This is a genomic window from Natronosalvus vescus (assembly GCF_023973145.1).
GTDB classification, from domain to species: domain Archaea; phylum Halobacteriota; class Halobacteria; order Halobacteriales; family Natrialbaceae; genus Natronosalvus; species Natronosalvus vescus.
In genome coordinates, this window is record NZ_CP099546.1 from 2308917 (window position 1) to 2331862 (window position 22946).

A 22946-nucleotide genomic window follows, 5' to 3' on the forward strand; every position below is an offset into this window, starting at 1 on the left:
GATAGATCACCGCGCGAGCGCCCTATTTCGACCCGTCCTCGAGCGACCGTTGCCACTCCTGGACTTTCGCCATCAGCTCCACCGGCGGGGTGTTGTTGACGTCGACCGACTCGAGTTCCTCGAGAATGGCTTCGGTCTCGGGGTCGAAGCCTGCCCTCTCGCCGCCGTCGGCGTTCGCCGGGCCACGGAACCCGCCGCTCGAGACGTCGAACACCGTCTGGACTGGTTCGTTCGAGCCGCCGCCTTTGGCCTCGATGGCCTTCTCCTCGCGAAGCCGATGGAGGACGTCCCGCGCCCGGTCGACGACGGGGCCGGGGACGCCCGCGAGATCCGCCACGTGGATTCCGTAGCTACGGTCGGTCGGCCCCTCCCGGACGGTTCGCAGGAAGGTGACGTCGCCGTCGCGTTCGTCCGCGGCGACGTGGACGTTTGCGACCCGCGGGAGGTGCTCGGCGAGGCCAGTGAGTTCGTGGTAGTGAGTGGCAAAGAGTGTCTTCGCACGAATCTCGTTGTGGAGGTACTCGGTCGCCGCCCAGGCGATCGAGATGCCGTCGTAGGTCGCGGTGCCGCGCCCAACCTCGTCGAGGATCACGAGGGAGTCGTCGGTCGCCGCGTGGAGGATGTTCGAGAGTTCGTTCATCTCGACCATGAACGTCGAGCGACCCTGGGCCAACTCGTCGAGCGCGCCCACACGGGTAAAAATCCCGTCGACGAGGCCGATCTTCGCCTCTCGAGCCGGGACGAAACTCCCGACCTGCGCGAGCAGGACGATGCAGGCCACCTGGCGCATATAGGTCGACTTCCCGGACATGTTGGGGCCGGTCACGACCAGAAAGCCCCGATCCGCGTCCAGATGGACGTCGTTTGGGACGAACTCGGTCGTCTGTTCGACGACTGGGTGACGACCCTGCCCAATCGTGAGTTCGTCGCATTGCTGGAGGTCGGGTCGTACCCAGCCGTTCTCGGCCGCGTGGGTTGCCAAACTCGAGAGTGCGTCGACCGTCGCGAGCGTCCGCCCAACGTCCTGGAGGAGGGTCGCCCTGTTGGCGACGGCCGATCGAAGCCGCTCGAAAATGTCGTACTCGAGGTCGCCCCGTCGTTCCTCGAGCCGAAGGATCTCGCGCTCTTTTTCCTCGAGTTCGTCGGTCGTGAACCGCTTCGAGTTTTTCAGCTGCTTGATCTCCTCGTAGTGGTCGGGGACGCCGTCGGCAGCCGAGCGTCCGACCTGGATGTAGTAGCCGTCGGTCTTGTTTCGATCGACGGTGACGTGACTCAGGCCGTGCTGGCGCTTTTCTCGGTCGGCGAGCGTCTCGAGCCAGTCGATGACCGACTCGTGGCGGTCGATGAGGTCGTCGAGGTCGTCGTCGTAGCCGTAGCGGATCAACTCGCCCTGGGTGACCGTCGACGGCGGCTCCTCGGCCAGCGCCTCGGCGAGCGTCTCCCGGAGGTCGGCGGCCGCTTCTCTGTCGATCCGGTCGACGATCGACGGGAGCGGTGAGGCCGCCAGTTCGGGAGCGGAGTCGACGATTTCCGCCACCTGTGGGACGAGCGCCAGCGTGTCCCTCACGGCCAGCAGGTCGCGGGCGTCGGCGCTCCCGTGAGTCGCCCGGGAGGCCAGCCGCTCGAGGTCGTACACACCGCCGAGCACCTCGCGCAGTTCGTCCCTGGCGAGGGCGGCCCCCGCGAGGGCATCCACGCTCGTCTGGCGTTCCTCGAGCGTCGCCATCGAGCGCCGGGGGCGTTGTAGCCACTCCTTGAGGAGTCGCCCGCCGGCGCTCGTCTGGGTGTGATCGATCGTTGCGAAGAGCGAGCCGTCCCGGTCGCCGTGCATCGTCTCGGTCAACTCGAGGTTACGCTGGGTCGTCACGTCGAGGGTGACGTGGTCGTCCCCGCGGTGGGTCTGGAGACGGGTCATCGACGCGAGCACGCCCGTCCCGGTGTCCTCGACGTAGGCGAGGACTGCTCCCGCGGCCGCGAGCGTCGGTTCCGGGAGATCGAGCCGGCCGACGGTTTCGCCGCCGAACTGCTCGCGAACGCGGTGGGTCGCCCGTTTCGGGGCGAACGCCTCGGTCTCGTGGAGCGAGAGGTGGGCGTCGAGACGTTCCCGCAACTGGGCGAGCATCGCGTCGTCCGTCCGGACGTCGGGGCCGGGGAGCACTTCGACGGGGTCGAACCGGTACAGTTCCGTCATGGCGTCGTCGACCGTGTCGGCGCTCGCGACGAGGAACTGGCCCGTGGTCACGTCGGCGAACGCGAGGCCGTAAGCGGCGGTTTGGCTCGTGGTGTCAGCGACGATGGCTGCCAGATATTGTGCATCGGCGTCGCTCGTCTCGAGCACGGTACCGGGGGTCACCACCCGGACGATTTCGCGGGCGTGGCCGTCGTCGGTCTCGTACTGGTCGGCGACGGCGACGCGATAGCCGCGCTCGACGAGGCCCTTGAGGTAGGGCGTGAGATCCTTCAACGGCACGCCGGCCATCGGATAGGACTGCCCTTGCGAGGACTTCGAGGTTACTTTGAGATCGAGTTCGTCGCCGACGAGTTCGGCGTCATCACCGAAGAACTCGTAAAAATCGCCGCACTGCATCGCGAGCACGTCGGCGTCGGTACTCGCCTTCAACGAGAGAAACTCCCCAACGATGCCCGTCGCCTCAGTCATATGCGCTCGAGTGTGTTCCGACGAGTAAAGTCCTGCGGGTTGGGGTTCACCGCGACCCCTCGTCCCGGGATCAGGGCGTGAACGTCCACACCGCTCGGTTCGGCCACAATGCTCAATACGGCTCTCTCCAATGATTCCGGTGGCGACGGCGGCCAACGCAGTCGGACGACCCGACCGTACAACAGCCGGGTGGGTGGTGGCAGCTGGAAGTCGACAGTCATCGGTTGTGCGCCGATACGGACGTCAGTCAGGGCTGGCGTCCAGCTGTCGATCGGCGACTGGACGCCCGTGGTGTTTTCACTGCTTGGCGTCACATCCGTTCCACGTCTTCTACACCGGGAGTCCCCTTCATCACCAGCACTCGAGTAACCGAATCAAACGCGGGGGTAATCGAGTATTACGACGACGGGAGAACGGGGTATCGACGGTTTTCGTTCCTGACTATCAACCGTCTCGCCTGGGAAACGCTGGCATGACTCGGACAACAGAAGGGTTATGGTGGTAGTCACGTATTACTATTTGATTCATGACCAGCGAGCCGTCGTTCGTCGACCGCGTCGACGATCCACGGATTTCCCCGCAGTTCTGCCGGCACCTCCCCGGTGAGACCGACGTAGTCCTCCTCGGCGTCGTTCACGACCACCCGGCGAGCATCGCTCGCGTCGAACTCGTCCTCAAGCACCTCGAGCCGGACGCCCTCGCGTTGGAACTCCCTGCAGCAGCGCTCCCCCTGTACCGAACGTACGCCCGCGACATCGAGGGCGACGGGCCGCCACGATTCGGCGGCGAGATGGCTGCCGCCATTTCCGCCGCCCCCGAATCCGACCTCGTCGGGATCGACGCACCCAACTGGTCGTTCGTTCGCCGACTGGCCACCCGTCTGCTCGCCGACCGCGTTCCAGCGTCGACCGCCAGGCGCGTCCTCTCGAGCCTCGGCGGGGCGACGCGAACCGCCCTCACCTGCCGGGTCGCCGCAACGGTGTCGAACGCGACGTCGATGACCGTCGCCTGCGACGACCCGATCGAGTACACCTGTTCACACGCCGATTCGCCCGCTACACAGGCCGCTCACGAACGACGCCACGTTTCGGGGGTGAGTGCCCTCCTTCGACACGCTGGCACCGACGAACCGACGGCGACAGCCTACCGCGACGAAACGCGCGAGGCCTGCATGGTCGATCACCTCGAGTCGCTGCGCGAGGATGCGACGGGGTCGGTGGTGGCAGTTGTCGGCATCGACCACCTCAAACCGCTCGAGGCGGCGCTTTCGGGCGAGTAACGTCTTTGAAGATCGGTTTCGGAGCGGAGGGTTATTGTCGGAGCGGAGAAACACACACTCGACAGTACGTGTACACCTGATCGTGCTCGTTCGGCGCACCACAGTGTGGGCACGTCGTCGATTCACCCGAAATATCGAGGTCGTCGACGTCGACCGATTCGCCGCCGTCGCCCCGGTGGGTGCGGTAGGTATCGGCCCGCGGCGCTGACTGGAACCCGGTGTGTTCGCCGTCGGTAACCGATGGGAGCGTCGTCTCGCCGTTCTGGCGGACGTACGCGTAATAGAGGACCAGATGGAGTACGGCGAACAGCACGATGTACCCGATGAGCCAGCCCCAGAGGGACATGGTGTGTGGTATGCTCTCAATACACTTGGCTGTTGCCCGAACGATCAACGGCGTTGATACTCGTTGCCGGAAGAACGATTCGGTATGTTACTCCTTACCGGGTCTCTCTGGTCGCTCCAGGCGGCCGTCGTTCCCGCTGGAACTCGTCGAACACCTCGAACTCGTCGCTCAGTTCGTACTCGAGCTCGCGTTCGTCCTGGCGGTTCTCGCCGGCGTCCTCGAGCGGGACGGCGACGTCTTCCCAGCCGGGTTTGATCTTGATACTCTTGGCGGGCATCCCGACGGCGATGTGGTGGGCGGGAACGTCGTTCTGGACGATGGCGCGCGCGCCGACGATGGCGTTCTCGCCGACTTCCACTCCGGCCCGAACCATCGAGTCGTAGGTGAGGCGAACGTCGTCTTCGATGATCGTGTGGTAGTTTCGCACCTCGGTCTGGTCGACGACATCGTGATCGTGGCTGTAGATGTGTGCCCCGTCGGAGATCGAGACGCGGTTGCCGATGGTTAGCTTCCCGCGATCGTCCAGGTGGACATCGTCGTGGATGACGGTGTTGTCCCCGACGGTGATGTTGTGGCCGTAAGTGAACGAAATGCCCTTGAAGAAGCGGCAGTTCTCCCCACAGTCCTCGAAGAGGTGGGATGCGAGCATCCGCCTGAATCGGAGCGCGAACTCGACGTTGTCGGCGATCGGCAGGCTGTCGAACTGTCGCCAGAGCCACTGGAGGTGTTTCGAGCGTTTGAACCGCTCTTCGTCCTTCTCGGCGTAGTACTCGCTCTCGAGCGTCGTATTACAGGGGTCGTAGCTCTGAAGACGGACGCGTTCGGCCGGCGAGACGTCCGCCCCTGCCTGCCAGCGCTCGTAGGCCTCCCGATCCCCCGAGAGGTCGATGAGCACGTCCTCGACGACGGCACAGGTGTCCTCATCGCTCGAGAGCCGCTGGTCGACTGTCGTCACGAATTCCCGCATCCCCGCCTCAGCCTCCGCCGGCAACGAGACGTGCCGCTTGGTCATGACCGGCCGTACTATATCGAAGGTCATAGACGTTCGGTTGTGTGACCGTTTTGCCCATCCCGGTAACAATCATGTCAGTACCCGCACTTGGCTACCCGGTGAATAAAAAGTAACTCACGGTGACGCAGTCGTTCATTGTTCGAGTAAAAACACACTCGTGGGAGGGGTCGACCGTCAGCGGTGGAACGCACGGTTCGGTCGGTAGTGAACCGCCGCGTTAGCGCCGTACACTCGCGGCGAGCTGGCCCGAGGGCAGCTGAAAGTTGGTATCGATTCCCGCCCGCTCCAGGTCGTCACCTGCGTACTGGAGTCCGTCTTCCTGTTCACGAACCAGTCCAGCCTCCCGGAGTACCGGCAGGTGCTGGTGGTGGAGGGTGATCGCGACGGTTCGCTCGTCCGCGTCCGGCTTGTGGGCTGCGACACGCGTGGCGAGGGTTTCCGGGGAGAGCGCCTCCGTAGCCTCTCTGAGGACGGTCAGCACCGTTCGACGCCGCCCGTTCGAGAGCGCTTCGAAGACCGCGTCCCAATCCAGTTCAGCGGACTCGAGCGTTCGCTCGAGAAACGACGGATCGAGCGCGACTTGGTCGGGAATCGACACCGTGCCTGCAGACCGATCCCAGTTGAGCAGCCCTGCCTCCTCGAGCATGGGCAACTCACGGTGGACGAGGTGTATCTGGGACGAGCGGTGGTCGGTATCGGTCACGTGTTCGTCGTCAACGAGGTGACGCGCCAGTGCGTCGACGGTCAGCGAGGGGCGTCCGACACCCTCGTGCTCATTCACGAGGACGAATAGGCGACGCCGTCGTCCGCTGGCGAAGGCCTCGAACGCTTTCTCTGTCGACCGAGTTTGAACCGTCGCGTCCAGCTTACTCATATCCCATCAGTTCCACTAACGAGGGTTAAGCATCGTTCCAAAACAAATTGGTGCCGTGGTGGTGCGAACGAATGTATGTTCTACACGACTGTTCACGTCCACAGTACGTCCATCTGAATCACCCACTCTCGAGCCCTGTCCCGCTCGCTGTGGCAAGCCACCAGTCTGACCCCACCGTGCGGGGGCTCCCACGATCGGGGAACGTTCCGCACGCCCTAAGTTCCCTCACTTCCAAACCCGGGTATATGCAGTACCAGACGCTCGGAACGTCCGACGTGAAAGTGAGTGAAGTCGGCTTCGGTGCCTGGGTCGTCGGCACCGACTGGTGGGGCGACCGCTCCGAGGACGACGCCATCGAGATGGTCGAGCACGCCATCTCACAGGGGATCACCTACTTCGACACCGGCGACGTCTACGGCCACGGCCGCAGCGAGGAACTGCTCGGCCAGGCACTCGCGGACGTCCGCGACGAGGTCACCATCGCGACCAAGATCGGCTACGACTTCTACAACAACCCGCAGGCGGGCCACGGTGAGTTGCCCAAGGAGATGGATACCGACTACCTCCGGGACGCGTTCGAAAAGAGCCTCGAGCGACTCGACGTCGAGTACGTGGACGTCCTCCAGCTCCACAACGCCAACGTCGACGAGATCGATAGCGACGTCCTCGAGTTGCTCGACGAACTCGAGGAGGAAGGGCTGATTCACGCTCGTGGGCTCGCACTCGGCCCCTCGATCGGCTGGCTGGCCGAGGGCGACCTCGCCATCGAGGAGGAGTTCGACTCCCTGCAACTGGTCTGGAACGTCCTCGAGCAGGACGTCGGCAACCACTTCCTCGACACCATCGAGCGCACGGGTTCCTCGACCAGCCTCATCCCCCGTGTCCCTCACTCCTCGGGCATTCTGAACGAACAGGTCACACCCGAGACGGAACTCGACGCGGGCGACCACCGTGGCTTCCGCCCCGACGCCTGGTACGAGACGGGCTGGGAGAAACTCGAGACGCTTCGATTCCTCGAGCGCGCTGCTCACGCCGATGGCGAACGAACCATGGCCCAGGCCTCGATCGCCTGGCTGCTCAGCCACGACGCGGTGGCGAGCGTCACCCCAACCTTCCGCACCGCCGCCGACATCGACGAGTGGGCGGCCGCAAGCGACGTGCCAAAGCTGAGCGACGAGGAGATGGCTCGCGTGGCCGAGTTATACGAGACGAACTTCGACATCGACCGCAACGACGGCATGGACGCCCTGCGCTCGTCCGTCGATGGCGACGACCTGCGGGAGGCGGGTCTCGGCGCGATGGCCGCCGACTGATTCGGTCTGTTGGAGTTTTCCCGGTACTTGTCGACCGACACGGGTAACCACCGGGACACCGTACACCAGTCCGTATCAAAACTGCAGTTTGATTTTTGATCCTGTGAGCGGCCTCGAGTCGAGACTATTCGTCGCGATCCACGAACCGCCAGGTCATTGTCGTGATAATTTTTGTCGCGACAATGACCTGCTCAAGCGATAGGCTCCCTCGAGCGATAGGTTCGACTCCCAACCTCCAACCCGTTGAACGCCGCCAACTCTTGACCCGCCGCGAAATCTCGGCCCGGGGACAGGGTGACCTACTTCGATAACGCTCGCTCGACTGCGTTCGCGACCGATCGAGCCTTCTCCGCCAGTGCGTCCGAAACCAGCCCATCCGACACTGCCGCCTCGAGTTCGTCCAGATCGACGATTTCCACCTCGCCGTCGGATCGCCGGATCACGTCGACGTACAGATCGACGTAACGGGCACAGTCTGGGAACAGTTCGACGGGCGTACAGACGTTGACGTATGTGCCCTTCACCGTGCCGTCGGCGGCCCTGTACGTCGTCGGGTACCACCACCGACCCTCCCGGAGTTTCGTGACGGCGACGTCGCCCGACTCCTTGGGCGTGCCGAGTGCGTCGTACGTGCCACCGCCGCGCATCGACCGCTCGAGGGTGATCGTCCCCTCGGCATCCCAGTCGGTCACGTCGCCGGTGCCGAGCGTGATGAGCCGACCGTCGGGCTTGCCGTGACCCAGCGAGAGTCGGTCGCCCGATGTGGGGCCGAACTGCCTCGAGACCGCACCGAAGGGGAAGTCGTCGGTTCCGTCCGCCTCTGCACAGACGGCTTCGGCGAAGTCGACGGCCACGCTCGCCGACGCGCTGCCGGCTTTGATCCGGTGGTGGCCGGCCATCGTCGTCTCGACCGCCCGACGAGCGTCGTCCAGCGCCAACCGCGACCCCCGGCCGAACCAGAGCCAGGCCGTCGCCTGCGGCGTCGCGAGTGCGCCGAGGGAATCCGCTCCCGGCTCGTCGGGTGCGTCCTCGAGCGCCGCCTCGAGCGCTCGAGCCCGGTCGACGACGGTTGCGACCGCTGCGCCCATCGCCTCGAGGTCGGCGTCCCCAGCGGTTCGGTGCCAGCGAAGGCCCCAGCCGTCGGGAACGTCGGTCGACAGCAGGCCGGTCATGCCGACGAGTTCCTCCGCTGGGGCGCCGCTAAAGTCGGCACCAACCCCGTTCCATCGTCGAGAGAGCGAACAGAGGCCGCCCTGGACGGCCACGCCCGGGAGCACGCGCGGATCGTCGTCTGTCCACGGCGGGGTCGGTTCGTCGACCTGGACGCGGTAGCGGTTGCCGGCGTCGACGTAGCCGTCCACGTCGTCGTACGGCAGGTAACCAGTGCGGCCGTCGCCGAGGTCGACCGTGGCTCCCCGTCCGCCGGCGGCATCGTCCACCTCGGCGTCGAAGACGCCACTTCGAGACACGTCGTCGGGCCAGCGGAAGGTGTCGACGCCGAGCGACTCGAGTCGGGAAGTGACGGCGTCGACGCCATTGGGGTCGCCGGACACCTCGAGTCCCTGCCGGTCTCGGGTGGTTTCGATGCGAACGTCGGCGGGAGCAATTTCGAACGCGGTATCGAAGCGGTCGCGAATCGGCTCGGAGGCCTGTACCACGTCGAACCCCGCTGTCTCGAGCAGTCTGGTGACGGCGGTCGTGTAAATGCCGCGGACGCGGACGCTGGTGCTGGCGGCGCTGTCGTCGCGTTCGTCGTCACGCCCCTCCCCGCTCATCGCAACGTCTCCCGATCGGGGGCGAACCGAACCCGGCCGTGAATCGGCCGACCGACCGTCAACTCGACGTACTCCTCCTCGGCGTCCAGAATCCGACCGTCTTCGACGGGGACGCCCCATGTGTCGAACCGGAGCCAGCCGCGCATCTCGTCTGCGTGAGTCGTGACGTCCAGGTACTCGACGGTGTGTTCCGGATAGTCGGCGCTCGAGTGCGCCAGATCCATGTCCGAGTAGACGGTGTCGTGACGCTCGAACACGGTCTCGAGGGCCTCGGCGTCTGCGCTGACGGCATCGACGACGAGTTCCGACGCTCGACGGAGGTCGTCGGTGTCGAGCCCGACTTCGCGCAGGGCGCGCTGGGTTCGTTGATCGAAGTGCATGTCGGGCGGTTGGTCGTCCTGGCCTTAGTCGGTTGTGGGTTTGCTCGCAGACGGTTCGATGCCGGTGGCGCGAACGACCCTTCGGCGTCGTTCAGGATCGACAGGCTGGGCGCGACGTGGGACGTACGGTCGACCGATCAATCGTCAGCCGGCGTACCAGTCAGCGAAGAAGAGGTGGTGGCGGCGGTCAGTTGGGGATCCGCTTCAGGCGAGCGCTCCGGTTCGGTTGTCGATTCGGCTTCGTCCGCTTCGGTAGCAGCCTCGCGCTCGAGGGTGGCCGCGATTGCTGGTGGTGGATTTCGGACGACGTGTGTGTCGTGGGGGGAGGGCGGTGAAGTGTAAAGTACCCCGCGGGTCGGTCGGCTCATGCAGTCGTATGGAGACGCATCACCCATAAACACCCACCTTAAATGACTATTGACATTTAATACCATATAAGGTGTCTCCCCGCCGAACGTATTTGATAGGTGGCCGATGTATTCCCGCGCATGGCCGGCAAGCGCGATCCGATCGAACGAGCGGCCGACGGCTCGGCTGACCTCTATGACATCTCGACGTGGGAACCCCGTTCGCGCATCGATCGATTCGCCGCCTGGCTCTACGCGCTTATCAGCTACGGATTGCACGCGATCGTGCTCTCGGTTGCGGTGTTGATCACGATCTCCCTGCTCGCTTCGCCGGCCGTCCTCGTCCTCGACGAACCGATGGTGGGGGTGTTCTTTGGACTCTCGGTCGTGCCGGCGGCCCTGCTTGCCGCCTACATCTGGTACGCCGACATCACGACCAGCGAACCGCTCTCCCTGCTCGTCGGGACGTTCGTCCTCGCCGTTCTCTTTGCGACGTTCGCCGCCGTCATCAACACCGTCGGCGGGGCGTTCTTGCAACCGGTGCCGATCGTCGGGATGATCCTCTTCTTTTTCCTCGTCGTCGGCCCGGTCGAGGAAGCCGTCAAACTGCTGGCCGTCCGAATCTTCGCCTATCGCAGTGATACGTTCGACGCCGTCATCGACGGCGCTGTCTATGGGGCCATCGCTGGTCTCGGGTTCGCAGCCATCGAAAACGCGCTGTACATTTCCCAGACGATCGACACGGTAAGCCCGGAGACCAGCCTCTTCGCCACAGCGACCGGTATCACGACGACTCGCGCGCTAGCCGGCCCTGGCCACGTTATCTACTCGGCAATCGCGGGCTACTACCTCGGGCTGGCGAAGTTCAACCCACAGCACGCTGGCCCCCTGGTGGTCAAGGGACTGCTCATCGCGTCGGTGCTCCACGCGACCTACAACGTTACCGTTCAGGTTATCCCCCCGCTCATGAGCGCCACCTGGGCGATCGGTTCCAGAATGGCGGTGGTTCTCTTTGTCATCGCCTACGACGGTATCATCGCCGTCTACCTGTACCGAAAGCTCAGTCGGTATCGACGAACCTACCAGGCTGTCCGCGAACCGTCCGAGGAGTATCCGTCCGAACGAACCGAGTTCGAGCCCGGACAGCGCTGATTCTTTTCACGGTGCCTCGAGCACGTCGGCCGTTACCGCGCCGCCTCGAGTCCGTCTCCCGTCTCGAGATGGCCCTCGAGCAGTCGTTCGACGTACTTCGCGAGGACGTCGACTTCGAGGTGAACCGGGTCGCCGACCGATTTCTCCGAGAGCGTGGTCAACTCGTAGGTTGTTGGAATGATGGCGACGGTCACGCGCCCGCTCTCGGTCAACTCTGCGACGGTGAGACTGATCCCGTCGAGGGTAATCGAGCCCTTTTCGACGACGTATCGATCATACCGCTCTGGCAGGTCGAACTCGAAAAACCAGTCGTCACCGACCGATTCGATTTCGGTCACGGTCGCCACGGCGTCGACGTGTCCCTGGACGACGTGGCCGTCGAAGCGTCCGTCCGCCGGCATTGCGCGCTCGAGGTTGACGGTGTCGTCCTCCTCGAGCGTGTCGAGGTAGGTTCGCTCGACGGTCTCGCTCGCGAGGAACACCTCGAACCACGCCCCGGGTTCGAATCGCTCGACGGTCAGACAGGCCCCGCTGACGCTGATCGACTGGCCGTGGGCCAGGTCGCTCGCCACCGAGTCGGCCCCGATTCGGAGTCTGAGCCCCTCGGCTGTCGCTTCCCGTCCGACGAGGTCGCCCGTCTCTTCGACGATACCGGTAAACATACGCTGGTGTCGCCGTGGGGAGAATAAAGCGGTTCCGATACAGTGATACATATCGTATCTGTGATGGCGCGCTCCGGCGCGTTTTTCACCCCACCGGCCGAATCCAGGGCAATGGCAGGGCTCTTCGATACGATCAAACTGGTCGGTGTCCTCATCTTTGCGATCCCAGCCGCGCTGGCGGGTCTCGAGATGGTCGCTACCGGTTCGCGGCCGTACATCGGCAGTGCGCTCATCGTCTGCGCCGTGGTGCTCGTGCTCGTCCAGCGACGGCTCACGACCCCCGGCGACGTGCCTGGACTCCTCGCAAAGAAAGTGACCGGTTCGGCCGCTCGGACGCCCGAACGCGAGGAGGAGTGACGGGAACCGGAACCCAATTCGTGGTGCCGGCTACGGAACCGATTCCGCGATCTCGTCGATCGAGTGGACGCGAACCCCGGTCGGTCGCTTCGTAAACTGACCGAGCGCTCGAGCGATGATTCGGTCGGCACCGGTATCGGCCGCCACGTCCAGGAGTTGCTGGCTCGCGATGCCGTCGAGGATAACCGTCGAGAGCGCGTCGTCCGCGTTCGCCTCGAGCAACTCGATAACGTCACCCGCTTCGCCGTCGGCGAGGGGTTCGTTCTCGGCGTCGAGCAACCGCACTCGGTCGGTGTCGGCTCTGATGATCTCGTTTGCTTGGTCGTAGAGCGTCGCCGGAACCGTCGGTGACGATTCTGCAGTCGTCCGTTCGGCTTCCGGTGGTGTGCTCGCGGATTCTGGGGGGTGATGATCGGACGTAGCGGCGTTGTTCTCGGTAGCGGTCGCTCCGCTCGTGGCGGCCGTCTCGGCGGATTCCGCTGCATCGAGCGCCGATTTGACTGCCGACTGAGAAGGCTGGCTGCCAGTTTCGGTCACCGGTGGCGCTGGCGTTGCACTGCCGTCCGTGGCGGCGATCGCATCTCGAGGTTCGTTCGTCCCCGAAACGGTCTCGTACGGCACCTTGTTTCGCAAGGCGGTGAACAGTTCGTGATGGTCGAGATCCTCGACGGAGCTGCCGGCGGGGGCGAAGGTGACGTAATCGATATCGCCGACCTGGGCGAGTTCCTCGAAGATCAGGTCGCCGCCGCGGTCGCCGTCGAGAAACACGGTGACCGTTCGATGGTGGGTGAGTTCGGCGACCGCGTCTGGGACGTTCGTCCCTTCGACGGCGATGGCGTTTTTCACGCCGTATTTGAGCAACGTGAGGACGTCAGAGCGCCCTTCGACGACGATGATCGCGTCGCTGTCGGTGACGCGCGGCCCGGCGGGCAGTCCTTCGTACTCGGTGATGTCTTCGACCCGAACGTACTCGCGCACTTCGGCGAGGATTTCGTCTGAGGACATCACGGTGTCGTCGAAGCCCGTCCGCAGGAGTTCTTTCGCCCGATCGACGACGTCTTTGCGCTTGGCTGCACGGACGTCTTCGATCTCTTCGACCTCGAGGCTGGCCCGACACGGCCCGACGCGGGTGATGGTCTCGAGTGAGGCTGCGAGGGTCGCCGTTTCGACTTTGTCGAGGCTGGTGGCGATGGTCAACTGGCCGTGTGAGGTGCCTCTGGTGCTGGTGATGTCGACGTCGATGCGGCCGACCTTCTGTGACTGACGGAGGTCGCGGAGGTCGAGTTCGTCGCCGAGGAGGCCCTCGGTCTGGCCGAAGATGGCACCGACGACGTCGCTCCGCTCGACCACGCCGTCGGCCGTCACGTTCGCCCTGATGAGATATTTTGACGTGTCTTCCATTGGAGATCCGTCCCGTCTGGGGGACTGCTGGCGCGGACACCGCGCCCGCAAACGCTTTACGTACTAGCTAGTCGTTCGCCGGCAAATACCTGTTGACCGGGAGGTCTGCCGTTCGGGTCGGTACACACGGCTGACCCTGGCGAGGTGCTCGGGTGAGATGACATCGGTGTTCGGGTGGGCCGGCACCGATGCTCGACCGGGTTCGACACTCAACAGGGCGGATAGAAATCGAGCAGCCGATTGCGATCGTGAACGCCTGACGCGAGCCTACTCGAGGCTGATGTCCGAGGATTTCTCGGCCGGTTCGAAGACGACCTCGAGGACGCCGTTGTTGTAGGTCGCCGAGGCGGTGTGTTCGTTGACCCGACGGGGCAGGGAGACGCGCTCGTCGTACTCGCGGTGGTCGCTCCGGGCGGAGATGGTGAGGGTCTTGCCGTCGCACTCGAGTTCGATATTCTGTTTTTCGACGCCTGGAAGGTCAGCGATGACGCGGACTTCGTCGTCTGCGTCGTGGACGTCGACGTGGGTGTCGGTTCCGAAGCCGCTATCGACGGCTCCCCCCGATTCGAAGTCTACGTCGGCCCCACTCATCATCTCGTTCATCATCCGTTCGATCTCTCGAAAGAGGTCATCAAAGGGTTCGTCGCGGTCGTCACGGCGCATACCAGTCGGTAAGGATGGGAGGTGCAAAAAGGTGTTCCTCACGGTCATCGATCGAGAAGCGTTCGGACGTCTCTCCGGAGAGTTCCAACCGATTCTCCGGGACTGCTCTCCGGCGGGTTTACAACGTTTCTACGGGGAACCGGCCGATCTGCAACTGATTTGAGTGGAGAGTCAGTCGGCCGTCTGGGTATCGAGTGAGGGCAGTTTCCGGTCGTCGAGGCGGCCAAAGCCGATGCCGAGGGTCTCGTTCGTGAGCGAGCGACTCTCTGGGCCGGAAAGGTGGCCCGAAATCGCCCGAAGGGCGTCGACGTTCTCGGGGACGACGTCGGATTCCTGGTGGATGGCCTGCATACAGTAGAGGTCGTTGCCCTGTATCGTGACCGACTCCTCCCAGATGCAGTTCTCCCAGATGTCGCCGCGTGGGCGGCCAGCGTCGAGGGCCATATCTTTGAGCGTGCCTGCACCGTCGATGCGGGCGTACTCGGGCACCATGACGGTTCGATCCTGGGCGGCGAGCAGGTCGCGCACGTCTGCTTCGTCGGCGGGCGGGTTCTCGAGGGTGACGTTGATGGTGTGAACGTGCATCATCGTCGTGGGAACCTTGAGGCCGATGGTGTCGATGTCGAGATCCGGGAAGATCGTCTGGACGTCGGGGCCGTGGTGGGAGGGCACCGAGACGGGATCGGGCACCGCGTCGTTGATCGGGCCGCGGTCGGTCTGGTTGGGATCGCCGCCGCGTCGAACCAGCGTGGCTCGAACCTTCTCGATCCCGTAGGCTTCCTCAAGTGGGGCGACGAGCCGGGAGAGGCCAGTGGTGTTGCAGGAGACGACGCGGACGTAGTCGGCGTCTTCGGCTTCGTCGTAGTTCACGCGGGCGTTGAAGCTGACTTCAGCGACGGTGGCGTCCTCACCGCCCTGGAAGATCGCGGGGGTGTCGTGGCGTTCGTACAGCGGGCGGTTCTGGGCACCAATACCGGAGGGCGTTGCGTCGACGACGACGTCGCTTTCGGCGACCAGTTCGTCGACCGTGCCGGCGACGTCGATGCCGATTTCGCGGAACGCATCGATTCGCCCTTCGTCGACGGCGAAGAGGCGGTAGCCAGCCTCAACGGCGTTGACTGCCACGTAGTCTGGGCTCACCTTGGCGACGCCACAGACCTCCATGTCGGGCTGTGCCCGGACGGCGTCTGCGACGCGTTTCCCGATGGTTCCGTATCCGTTGATTCCGACCCGAAGCATACGAGTGCTCCTCCACTGACGACGGGTATAATAGTTTCGGATAGGTTGATAGATGTTAACTCGTAATTGAGTAACTTGGGGAAAAATCGACAGACGTAGCTGTGTTATAAATTCTCATTGTGACTGTGTGTCTATGTTTATTAGCTGGTAGTTAAACCGTACCCGATCGTCGAACACTTCCTTTTGCACCCGCCAAACACGACAGTCACCACCGTGTTTTCGACACGAAGGGGGCAACTACTTTAACGGTGGAAAACATACTACTCAGATATGAGTGAACATTCATTTACAGAAGACCCTACGGACGACGAGGTCGTTCGCGTCGGCCTCAACGGCTTCGGCCGCATCGGCCGAAATGTCCTGCGCGCCTCGCTCGAATACGAGGGGCTCGAAATCGTCGCGATCAACGACGTGATGGACAACGACGACATGGAGTACCTGCTCCGGTACGACACCGTTCACGGCCGCCTCGAAGGTATCGAGCGCGACGGTGATACCCTGTTCGTCGACGGCAAAGAAATCCACCTTCTCTCCGAGCGAGACCCCTCTCAGCTCCCGTGGGACGACCTCGACGTCGACGTCGCGTTCGAAGCGACCGGCCTGTTTCGCACCTACGACGACGCCGCCCAGCACCTCCAGGCTGGTGCCGAGAAGGTACTCATCTCCGCACCGCCGAAAGGCGACAAGGACGTACCGATGTTCGTCTACGGCGTCAACCACGACGAGTACGCTGGTGAAGATGTCCTCTCGAACGCTTCCTGCACGACCAACAGTGTCGCCCCCGTCGTGAAGGTGCTCGACGAGACGTTCGGCATCGAATCCGGCCTGCTCACGACCGTCCACGCCTACACCGGCACCCAGGCCCTGATCGACGGCCCCCAGACCAAACGCCGCCGTGGCCGTGCCGCCGCCGAGAACATCATCCCGACCTCGACGGGTGCCGCCATTGCCACCACCGAAGTCCTCCCCCAACTCGAAGGGAAACTCGACGGCATGGCGATGCGCGTCCCCGTCCCCAACGGCTCGATCACCGACCTCACCGTCGACCTCGAGGCCGACGTCACCAAGGACGACATCGAAGCGGCCATTCGCGACGCCGCTGACGGCGAGCTTGCCGGCGTCCTCGGCTACACCGACGAGGAGATCGTCTCTCGGGACATCGTTGGCCTCCCGTTCTCGTCGTACGTCGACCTCGAGTCCACGATGGTGCTCGAGGGCGGCCTCGTGAAGGTGCTCACCTGGTACGACAACGAGTACGGCTTCTCGAACCGGATGCTCGATCTGGCACTCTACGTCGTTTCCGAGACCGAACACGAAACTGAGATCGAAGAAGCCGCCGCGTAAGGGGACTCGAGGTCTCGACATCTCTATCGGACGATAGCGACACCGGTCACCGACTTGCGTCGTGGTTGGTATCTTTCTCTCTATTAGTTCTGATCCCAGTTCGTCCCATTTGTCGTATTGCTACTCCTTCTATAGTCTAACACTTCCCAATCTGTAGTGATGATCCTCACCGCAGTCATCGCAACCGTTCCCCAGAAATCGCAATAGCCGGCGCTATCCGTCCGTTTTAAGCGCCCGGATCGCACCGGTACACGCATGTTCAAGACTATCGACGACCTCGAGCCCGGCCAGCGACTCCTCGTCCGAGTCGACCTCAACGCTCCCGTCGAGGACGGCGTCGCCCAGGACAACCGTCGCTTCGCCAGCCACGCCGACTCTATCCGCCGGCTCCTCGAGGACGACCACGCCGTCGCCCTCATGGCCCACCAGGGCCGCCCCGGACGTGACACGTTCATCTCGCTCGAGAGCCACGCCGCGGTGCTGGCCGACCATCTCGGCCAGGACGTCGACGTCGACTTCGTCGCCGACACCTACGGCGAGGAGGCCCTCGCCGCCATCGACGCCCTCGAGTCGGGTGACGTCCTGTTGCTCGAGAACGTCCGCATGTGCGAGGACGAACTCCCCGAGAAGGATCCCGAGGCGCACGCCGAAAGTGAGTTCGTCCGAACACTCGCGCCACGGTTCAATGCCTACGTCAACGACGCCTACTCGGCGGCCCACCGCGCCCACGCCTCGCTCGTGGGCTTCCCGCTCCTCTTGGACGCCTACGCGGGGCCGGTGATGGACGCCGAGTACACCGCCAACTCCGCAATTCAGGGGCGGACGTTCGACGGCCCGGTTACGATGGTTCTCGGCGGCACGAAAGCCGAGGATCTCATCCCCGTCATCGAGGAGGTCGAGGACACCGTCGACCGGTTCTGTCTCGGTGGCATCGTCGGCGAACTCTTCTGTCGGGCGGCCGGCCACGACGTCGGCTACGACGTCGACGACACCGAGTTCTTCGACCACCAGTGGGACGACCACGCCGAAACGATCGAACGCATCCTCGAGACCTACGGTGACCGCCTCACCCTCGCCACCGACCTCGCCTACGAGGACGCAGATGGCGAGCGCGCCGAAGTCGCCCTCGAGGGACTCGAGAAGGACACCTCCTATCTCGACGTCGGCAGCGAGACGGCGGACACCTACGCCGATCTCGTCCGCGAATCCGATGCGGTCTTCGTCAAGGGTGCACTCGGCGTCTTCGAGGACGAACGGTTCGCCCACGGCACCGTCGAAGTCCTCAGCGCTATCGCCGAGACCGACTGCTTCTCCGTCGTCGGCGGCGGGGACACCTCCCGCGCCATCGGGATGTACGGTCTCGACGAGAACGATTTCTCCCACGTCTCCATCGCCGGCGGCGCGTACGTCCGTGCGCTCACCGGCGACTCACTGATCGGCGTCGAGGTGCTCGAGGACGCGGTCTGATTTTCTCTCACTGAGGTTCACTCTTGTCGACCGGTCAGTCGCTGATCGTCCCCTCGAGTGAGCCCAGTACCGACCCGTCGAACCGACACTTTGGGATCGCGAGTTTCGGTGTGACCTCGTCACCTGTTCTCCCGGCCGAATCCCACTATCGAATCCCCCTCCGCTGTCGACCGCCGCTCCACTATCGGCCACTCCTCCACTGGCGACAACCGACCCTGCCTCGAGGTCGACGACGAGATCGGCGTACTGCTCGAGATAGCGCCGATTCGCTGGCCGCTCTCCCTCGGTCACACAGACGAATACGGCCAGGGCATCGATGTCACCTGTTCGCGTCGCCACAGTTGACAGAAAGTCGAGATACGGCTCCCGATCGGCTCCCTCGAGACTGTTGGCCGTCTCGATCAGTAGCGTCGCCCTGTCGGGCAGTTTGTCGATCAGGACGAGCGCCTCGTCGATGCGTGCAGCCGCGTTTTCTCCCTCCAGCATACGAACCGTCGGCGCGCCGGTCTCGGTTGCCGTTCGCTCGAGTCCTCTCGTCACGTTCGCGACCGGGCGGTCGGTGCTGAGATACAGCGTTCCGCGGGGTGCGGTGAGCCGAGCGACGTGGTGGTCGAGCGACCCCGCTGCCGGCCCGCGCAAGGCCACCACCGACCCCGGCGGCACGCCACCATCGAGTACCCGATCGAGCGGCTCGAGGTCGGCGCGTGACGTGAGGCGATGGGAGACGATCACGTCAGACTGTGAGACACCGACGGCCGGGACGGCGCTCGGTCGCTGGCTAGCCGAGACGAGACTGACGCCCGGTGCCCGGCCGCGCGTGAGGATCGTTTCCAGCGCGGACTGTGCGACCCCGTCGAAGAACGTGTGGGCTTCGTCGAGCAAGAGCCAGGGGAGTCGGTCGATGGTTTCCTCTATGCGTGCCCGGTACAGCGTCTCACCGACCCCACGAACGACGGCGTTCATCGCGGCGTCGTCCAACCCGGAGACGTCGAGGACGGACACCTCGCTTCCAGCGAGGTCGGCTGCGGTGAGTCCGTCGTGATCGAATACCCCCCAGGAACTGGCGAGCTCGAGGTGGGGGACGAGGTGTTCGTCATCGGGGAAGCGACAGTGGTGGCTGGTATGGGCGAGCGGACACCGACTCGACGATCTAACGAGCTACCTGAGGTGGTCACGTGAGTGCCAGTGGGGTGGTGACGGTACCAGCGGTCGTGTCGCCGTGGACGCAGACGGCACTTGTCTCCATCCTCGGGCTGTCTCTCCTGGCCGGCGTGATGGCAACCAGGTGTACGTTCGTCCATCGCTGGGCGACGACCTGGGCGATTCCGGTCGGCGCTGCCATCCTGCTTGGCATCACGTTGCCATCGATCGTCCTGACGATGGATGTGTTGCTCCGGGGACAGTTCATCGATCCAGCCCCGGCTGTCGGCGAGGCCAGTGCGCTCTACATCGTGGGGGTGGTGACTGGTGGTGTCGTCGTCTCGTTCGGTGGCCGGTACGCGGGTGACCACCTCGGCTGTAGCACGTTCGACATCTCCCGGATCGATACTGGTGGGGAGGTCACGACACTGATTCAATCGGCGGGCGTTGCCATTGCACTCACCCTTCCAACCGAACTCGCGGACGTCGATGGCTATCCGCCGGTCGCTGTGGAACGAAAACGTACGATCGCCGGTCGAACACCCCTGTTTCCGCGTCACCTCTCACGATCCGACCTCGAGAAGCGCCTGCGTACGCGCCTCGAGGAGGACTTCGACCTCGGGCGCGTCACCGTGGCGGTCGACGATGACGGCTCGATAGACGCATTTGCCGTCGGTGGCCGCCGAGCGGGGCTGAGTCCGACGACTCCACCGTCGATGGAGGCCGTCGCCGTCGTCACAGATTGTACACCGGCGGTGAGTACCGGCGATCCGATCGAACTCTGGGCCGGTGCCGACGACGGCGTGCGCCTCGTCTCGACTGGGATCGTCCATGCGGCTGATACCGACGTCGTCACTGTCGTCCTCGAGTCCGGTGTGGCTTCGATGATCGACGACGACACGGCCACGTACCGGCTGACGACGGCTGCAGATACTTCGACTGATGTACACGAACTGATCGGACTCACGCGTGTGGCGGCCGATCGGGTGGTGAAGCGAACGGTCGAGCCTGGAGCGGCAATCGATGGAGAGTTCGTCACCTGGGTGTCCGACACGGTACTCCTCATCGAACGAGATGGCGAGTGTCTCCCGTTCCCCGATGGACGAGAGACGATCACGGCCGGTGATACCGTCCACACCTTCGTCCCTGCCGCGGAACGGCGAGGAGCGTCCTCGGTAATCGGATCGGGGCGTGATCCATGAGCCTCGCTGGCTCCTTTTGGGGTTCGAACGGACGGTCGACTCGTCCAGGCGTGTCCGATTTTATATCCGAACGGGCGGGAGTGACGCCCATGGTCGAGGTCGATTCGAGGAAGACGGGCAGGGCGGGTGTGGCGTTCGTGCGAGTGGTCGTCACGAACACGCAGACGACGCCACAGCACGTTCGCCTCCGCAGTACCCTCTCCGGCCCGATCTGGGTGCCACGGCGGGGTGACCTACCCGCGCCCGAGTGGGCTGGTGACGTCTGGGAAGCAACCCTCGAGCCGGGACGCTGTCGTGGGTTCGGATTCGAAACCCCACTCGAACCGGTTCCGCGATTGCTCGAGATGGGGGCGGAAACGGAGGGAGTTGCTGGCAATCGTTCGGATGTCACGGAGCCTGCCGACCTCGAGTCGCCGGTCGAGTGTTGCTCCGTCGAGCCAGCGCCGCCAGCGTCCACTCGAGATCGACCTCGAGCCACCAAGCGTCCTCGCGACGCTCGAGGGGTGGTCCCCGGCGAGTGACGTCGTCGCCCGTGATCTCCCTCGGGAGCGATGATCGTCGCCGTTAGCGGGGGGGGGGGGAAGGTGGCGTCGGAAAGTCGACGCTCTCGCTCAACCTCGGCTACGAAATCGACGCCGTCGTCGTCGACGCCGATCTGTTGGCGGCCGATTTACCCGTGAGGACGACAGGTGGGCCGACCCTTCACGAGGTGCTCACCGGCCGCGTCGATCCCCTGGACGCCGTCGAAACGGTGGGTGCCGTTCGTATACTGTCGTGCGGGCAAACGCTCGAGGGGGCACGAGCATCGACACTCACCGACGTACCGCGGGTTGTTGAGCGCCTCAGGCGGCGGTATGGCCGTGTCGTCATCGACTGCCCGGCGGGGCTGGCCCGCGACGTCGGCGTATGCTTGCATAGCGCCGATCTGGCCGTCCTCGTTACGATGCATGACCGGGTTGCACTGTCGGATGCCGCTCGAACGCAGTCGCTCGCGGCTGACGTGGGGACACCAGTTGCATCAGTCGTCCTCAACCAGTGTCGTGATCCCGTTTCTGACTCGCTGTGTGACCGGGTGGAAGCAACCATGGGCGCACCGGTCGTGACGATCGACTGTCGAGCCGAACTGGCCTCGGCGCAGGCGGCAGGTCGCCCGCTTCGGGAACAGGTTCCGTCGTCTCCGGTACTCGACGCCCTCGAGTCGCTCACCAGGCTACTCGAACGCTGTGAGCGACGGCTCGCTGATGGGGTCGGTGGCAGATCTCCAGTGACTGTCGCGGTTACAGTTGCACTCGCCGTCCTGGCTCGCCCACAATCACTCACCCGACCGCCTCTCCGGAAGCTGGTTCGGATCGATCGTTCGGCCGGTGAACGGCAGCCGTGCTTGCAGCCACTCGACGAGTGGCCAGTCGTTCAACTGCTCGGCAATCACCGGTACGGCGAGAATCGTCCCCGTTGCGACCGCGTACCCTGCGATCTCGAGGAGCCAGTGTGGATCACCAGGAACCGGAGAGCCCAGTATCGAGTTGGCTGTTCTGAGCCCGATGATGAGTGGAATACACAGATATGCCAGCAGGAGAATCGACGCACCGCGTGGGTTCGACGGCTGGTCGGCGACGGTGTACCACGCGACGGTCGCACCGAGTGAGGCACCGATCGTCATCGTGGTGAACTCGTGCGAGCCGAGGAGGAGCGCAAGGATGGCAATGACGCCGGCCACGGCAAAGATGAAACCTGGTTCGGCCCGTTCCGATCGCACGACGAGTGCCACGAACGCCAGCCCGATCGCCACGCCGACGAGGACGTCGCCGACGTAATGAACGCCGATGATGACCCGCGAAACCGCGACCAGCAGGATGACTGTTCCGGCGGCGACGTAACGCTGGAGACGTGTTCCACTGTCGGCGACGACGGCGAGGGAGCCGTAGAACGCCGCGGCACCGAGGGCGTGTGCGCTCGGGAAGCTGTAGCCGCCGTAGCCGCCGGCGAGCTCCGGGCGGGGTCTGACGAAAATTCCTTTCATCCCGGCACTGATCGCCAGCGCACCGATCCCGATCGCGATGACGAGCGCACGCTGGCGACGCCGCGACTCAGCACCAAACCAGTAGAGCAGGGTTGCAAAGATAATCAACGCTGCCCCATCGCCCAGGTGGGTTACGAGCTCGAACACGCCGATGAGCCACTCCGGGAGCGTCTCCCGAACGGCTTCGTTCGTCGACTCGTCGAACAGCAACTGGTCGATCGTCGAACGAACCATCACGTCCGGAAAGTGTGACGCGCTGGGTAAAGTCGTACCGCTCGTTGACACACGTATGCCGGTTCTCCAGTGGGACGTTT

General features: G+C 64.1%; 21 protein-coding genes and 2 pseudogenes. 9 read left to right on the forward strand and 14 right to left on the reverse strand.

Annotated features, from left to right (window positions below; genetic code table 11):
* Positions 1 to 22: 22 nt before the first annotated feature.
* Both mutS and NGM68_RS11010 read right to left on the reverse strand, forming a co-directional pair.
* Positions 23 to 2659 (reverse strand): DNA mismatch repair protein MutS, encoded by a 2637-nt coding sequence (gene mutS, locus NGM68_RS11005; RefSeq protein ID WP_252698177.1) that lies wholly within the window; start codon positions 2657 to 2659, stop codon positions 23 to 25.
* Positions 2656 to 2973 carry a hypothetical protein gene (locus NGM68_RS11010; RefSeq protein ID WP_252698178.1) on the reverse strand — a complete coding sequence of 106 codons (318 nt, stop codon included), beginning with the start codon at positions 2971 to 2973 and terminating at the stop codon, positions 2656 to 2658. The genes mutS and NGM68_RS11010 overlap by 4 nt, the downstream gene beginning before the upstream one ends.
* Positions 2974 to 3185: 212 nt before the next feature.
* Between NGM68_RS11010 and NGM68_RS11015 the strand changes: the two genes are divergently transcribed.
* A complete protein-coding gene (locus tag NGM68_RS11015) occupies positions 3186 to 3938 on the forward strand; it encodes a hypothetical protein (protein ID WP_252698179.1) in 753 nt (250 codons plus the stop codon).
* Between the two features lie 31 nt (positions 3939 to 3969).
* Here the strand turns inward: NGM68_RS11015 and NGM68_RS11020 are convergent, their stop codons facing one another.
* From NGM68_RS11020 to NGM68_RS11030, 3 genes are all read right to left on the reverse strand, one after another.
* The gene (locus NGM68_RS11020) at positions 3970 to 4284 is read right to left on the reverse strand and encodes a DUF7577 domain-containing protein (protein ID WP_252698180.1); all 315 of its coding nucleotides are present in this window, start codon (positions 4282 to 4284) and stop codon (positions 3970 to 3972) included.
* Positions 4285 to 4378: 94 nt separating this feature from the next.
* Entirely contained in the window at positions 4379 to 5296 is a 918-nt protein-coding gene (locus NGM68_RS11025) for an acyltransferase (protein ID WP_252698181.1), read from the reverse strand.
* Between the two features lie 217 nt (positions 5297 to 5513).
* Positions 5514 to 6170, reverse strand: a complete 657-nt coding sequence (locus NGM68_RS11030; protein WP_252698182.1) for a DUF7344 domain-containing protein — start codon at positions 6168 to 6170, stop codon at positions 5514 to 5516.
* Between the two features lie 245 nt (positions 6171 to 6415).
* Here NGM68_RS11030 and NGM68_RS11035 point away from each other — a divergent pair, with 245 nt between their 5' ends.
* Complete coding sequence (locus tag NGM68_RS11035; protein WP_252698183.1) at positions 6416 to 7483, forward strand: aldo/keto reductase; 1068 nt, start codon at positions 6416 to 6418, stop codon at positions 7481 to 7483.
* A gap of 299 nt (positions 7484 to 7782) precedes the next feature.
* On the opposite strand, the gene NGM68_RS11040 is transcribed toward NGM68_RS11035, so the two are convergent.
* The 3 genes from NGM68_RS11040 to NGM68_RS11050 form a co-directional block, all read right to left on the reverse strand.
* On the reverse strand, positions 7783 to 9258 hold the full coding sequence (locus NGM68_RS11040) for a ribonuclease FAU-1 family protein (protein WP_252698184.1): 1476 nt from the start codon (positions 9256 to 9258) through the stop codon (positions 7783 to 7785).
* A complete protein-coding gene (locus NGM68_RS11045; protein WP_252698185.1) occupies positions 9255 to 9638 on the reverse strand; it encodes a DUF7532 family protein in 384 nt (127 codons plus the stop codon). Before NGM68_RS11045 ends, NGM68_RS11040 begins: the two co-directional genes overlap by 4 nt.
* 137 nt (positions 9639 to 9775) lie before the next feature.
* Positions 9776 to 10006 (reverse strand): hypothetical protein, encoded by a 231-nt coding sequence (locus NGM68_RS11050; RefSeq protein ID WP_252698186.1) that lies wholly within the window; start codon positions 10004 to 10006, stop codon positions 9776 to 9778.
* Between the two features lie 120 nt (positions 10007 to 10126).
* Here NGM68_RS11050 and NGM68_RS11055 point away from each other — a divergent pair, with 120 nt between their 5' ends.
* The gene (locus NGM68_RS11055) at positions 10127 to 11137 is read left to right on the forward strand and encodes a PrsW family intramembrane metalloprotease (protein ID WP_252698187.1); all 1011 of its coding nucleotides are present in this window, start codon (positions 10127 to 10129) and stop codon (positions 11135 to 11137) included.
* Positions 11138 to 11169: 32 nt separating this feature from the next.
* Here NGM68_RS11055 and NGM68_RS11060 read toward each other — a convergent pair whose 3' ends face one another.
* Complete coding sequence (locus NGM68_RS11060; protein ID WP_252698188.1) at positions 11170 to 11799, reverse strand: riboflavin synthase; 630 nt, start codon at positions 11797 to 11799, stop codon at positions 11170 to 11172.
* Between the two features lie 111 nt (positions 11800 to 11910).
* Here NGM68_RS11060 and NGM68_RS11065 point away from each other — a divergent pair, with 111 nt between their 5' ends.
* Positions 11911 to 12156, forward strand: a complete 246-nt coding sequence (locus NGM68_RS11065; RefSeq protein WP_252698189.1) for a DUF7533 family protein — start codon at positions 11911 to 11913, stop codon at positions 12154 to 12156.
* A 30-nt stretch (positions 12157 to 12186) separates the two neighbouring features.
* Here NGM68_RS11065 and dnaG read toward each other — a convergent pair whose 3' ends face one another.
* The 3 genes from dnaG to NGM68_RS11080 all read right to left on the reverse strand — a co-directional run bounded on the left by dnaG (position 12187) and on the right by NGM68_RS11080 (position 15459).
* Entirely contained in the window at positions 12187 to 13557 is a 1371-nt protein-coding gene (gene dnaG / locus NGM68_RS11070; protein WP_252698190.1) for a DNA primase DnaG, read from the reverse strand.
* Positions 13558 to 13824: 267 nt separating this feature from the next.
* A complete protein-coding gene (locus tag NGM68_RS11075) occupies positions 13825 to 14220 on the reverse strand; it encodes an Hsp20/alpha crystallin family protein (RefSeq protein ID WP_252698191.1) in 396 nt (131 codons plus the stop codon).
* A 171-nt stretch (positions 14221 to 14391) separates the two neighbouring features.
* Complete coding sequence (locus tag NGM68_RS11080; RefSeq protein WP_252698192.1) at positions 14392 to 15459, reverse strand: type II glyceraldehyde-3-phosphate dehydrogenase; 1068 nt, start codon at positions 15457 to 15459, stop codon at positions 14392 to 14394.
* A 270-nt stretch (positions 15460 to 15729) separates the two neighbouring features.
* Here NGM68_RS11080 and gap point away from each other — a divergent pair, with 270 nt between their 5' ends.
* Positions 15730 to 16803: a type I glyceraldehyde-3-phosphate dehydrogenase gene (gene gap, locus NGM68_RS11085; RefSeq protein ID WP_252698193.1), complete on the forward strand. Its 1074-nt coding sequence runs from the start codon at positions 15730 to 15732 to the stop codon at positions 16801 to 16803.
* 255 nt (positions 16804 to 17058) lie between these two features.
* Positions 17059 to 18270, forward strand: coding sequence for a phosphoglycerate kinase (locus NGM68_RS11090; protein ID WP_252698194.1), 1212 nt, complete (start codon positions 17059 to 17061; stop codon positions 18268 to 18270).
* On the opposite strand, the pseudogene NGM68_RS18340 reads toward NGM68_RS11090, so the two are convergent.
* Positions 18232 to 19347 (reverse strand): annotated as a pseudogene (locus tag NGM68_RS18340) (DUF7125 family protein); the annotation flags it as partial. The gene NGM68_RS11090 and the pseudogene NGM68_RS18340 overlap by 39 nt on opposite strands.
* A gap of 98 nt (positions 19348 to 19445) precedes the next feature.
* Between NGM68_RS18340 and NGM68_RS11100 the strand changes: the two are divergent.
* The 3 genes and pseudogenes from NGM68_RS11100 to NGM68_RS18245 all read left to right on the forward strand — a co-directional run.
* Positions 19446 to 20612 (forward strand): DUF8167 domain-containing protein, encoded by a 1167-nt coding sequence (locus tag NGM68_RS11100; protein WP_252698195.1) that lies wholly within the window; start codon positions 19446 to 19448, stop codon positions 20610 to 20612.
* A gap of 89 nt (positions 20613 to 20701) precedes the next feature.
* Positions 20702 to 21133: a DUF7857 domain-containing protein gene (locus tag NGM68_RS11105; RefSeq protein WP_252698196.1), complete on the forward strand. Its 432-nt coding sequence runs from the start codon at positions 20702 to 20704 to the stop codon at positions 21131 to 21133.
* A gap of 107 nt (positions 21134 to 21240) precedes the next feature.
* Positions 21241 to 21588: pseudogene (locus NGM68_RS18245) on the forward strand (MinD/ParA family ATP-binding protein); the annotation flags it as partial.
* 336 nt (positions 21589 to 21924) lie between these two features.
* Here NGM68_RS18245 and NGM68_RS11115 read toward each other — a convergent pair.
* The gene (locus NGM68_RS11115; protein WP_252698197.1) at positions 21925 to 22866 is read right to left on the reverse strand and encodes a phosphatase PAP2 family protein; all 942 of its coding nucleotides are present in this window, start codon (positions 22864 to 22866) and stop codon (positions 21925 to 21927) included.
* Positions 22867 to 22946: the final 80 nt, after the last annotated feature.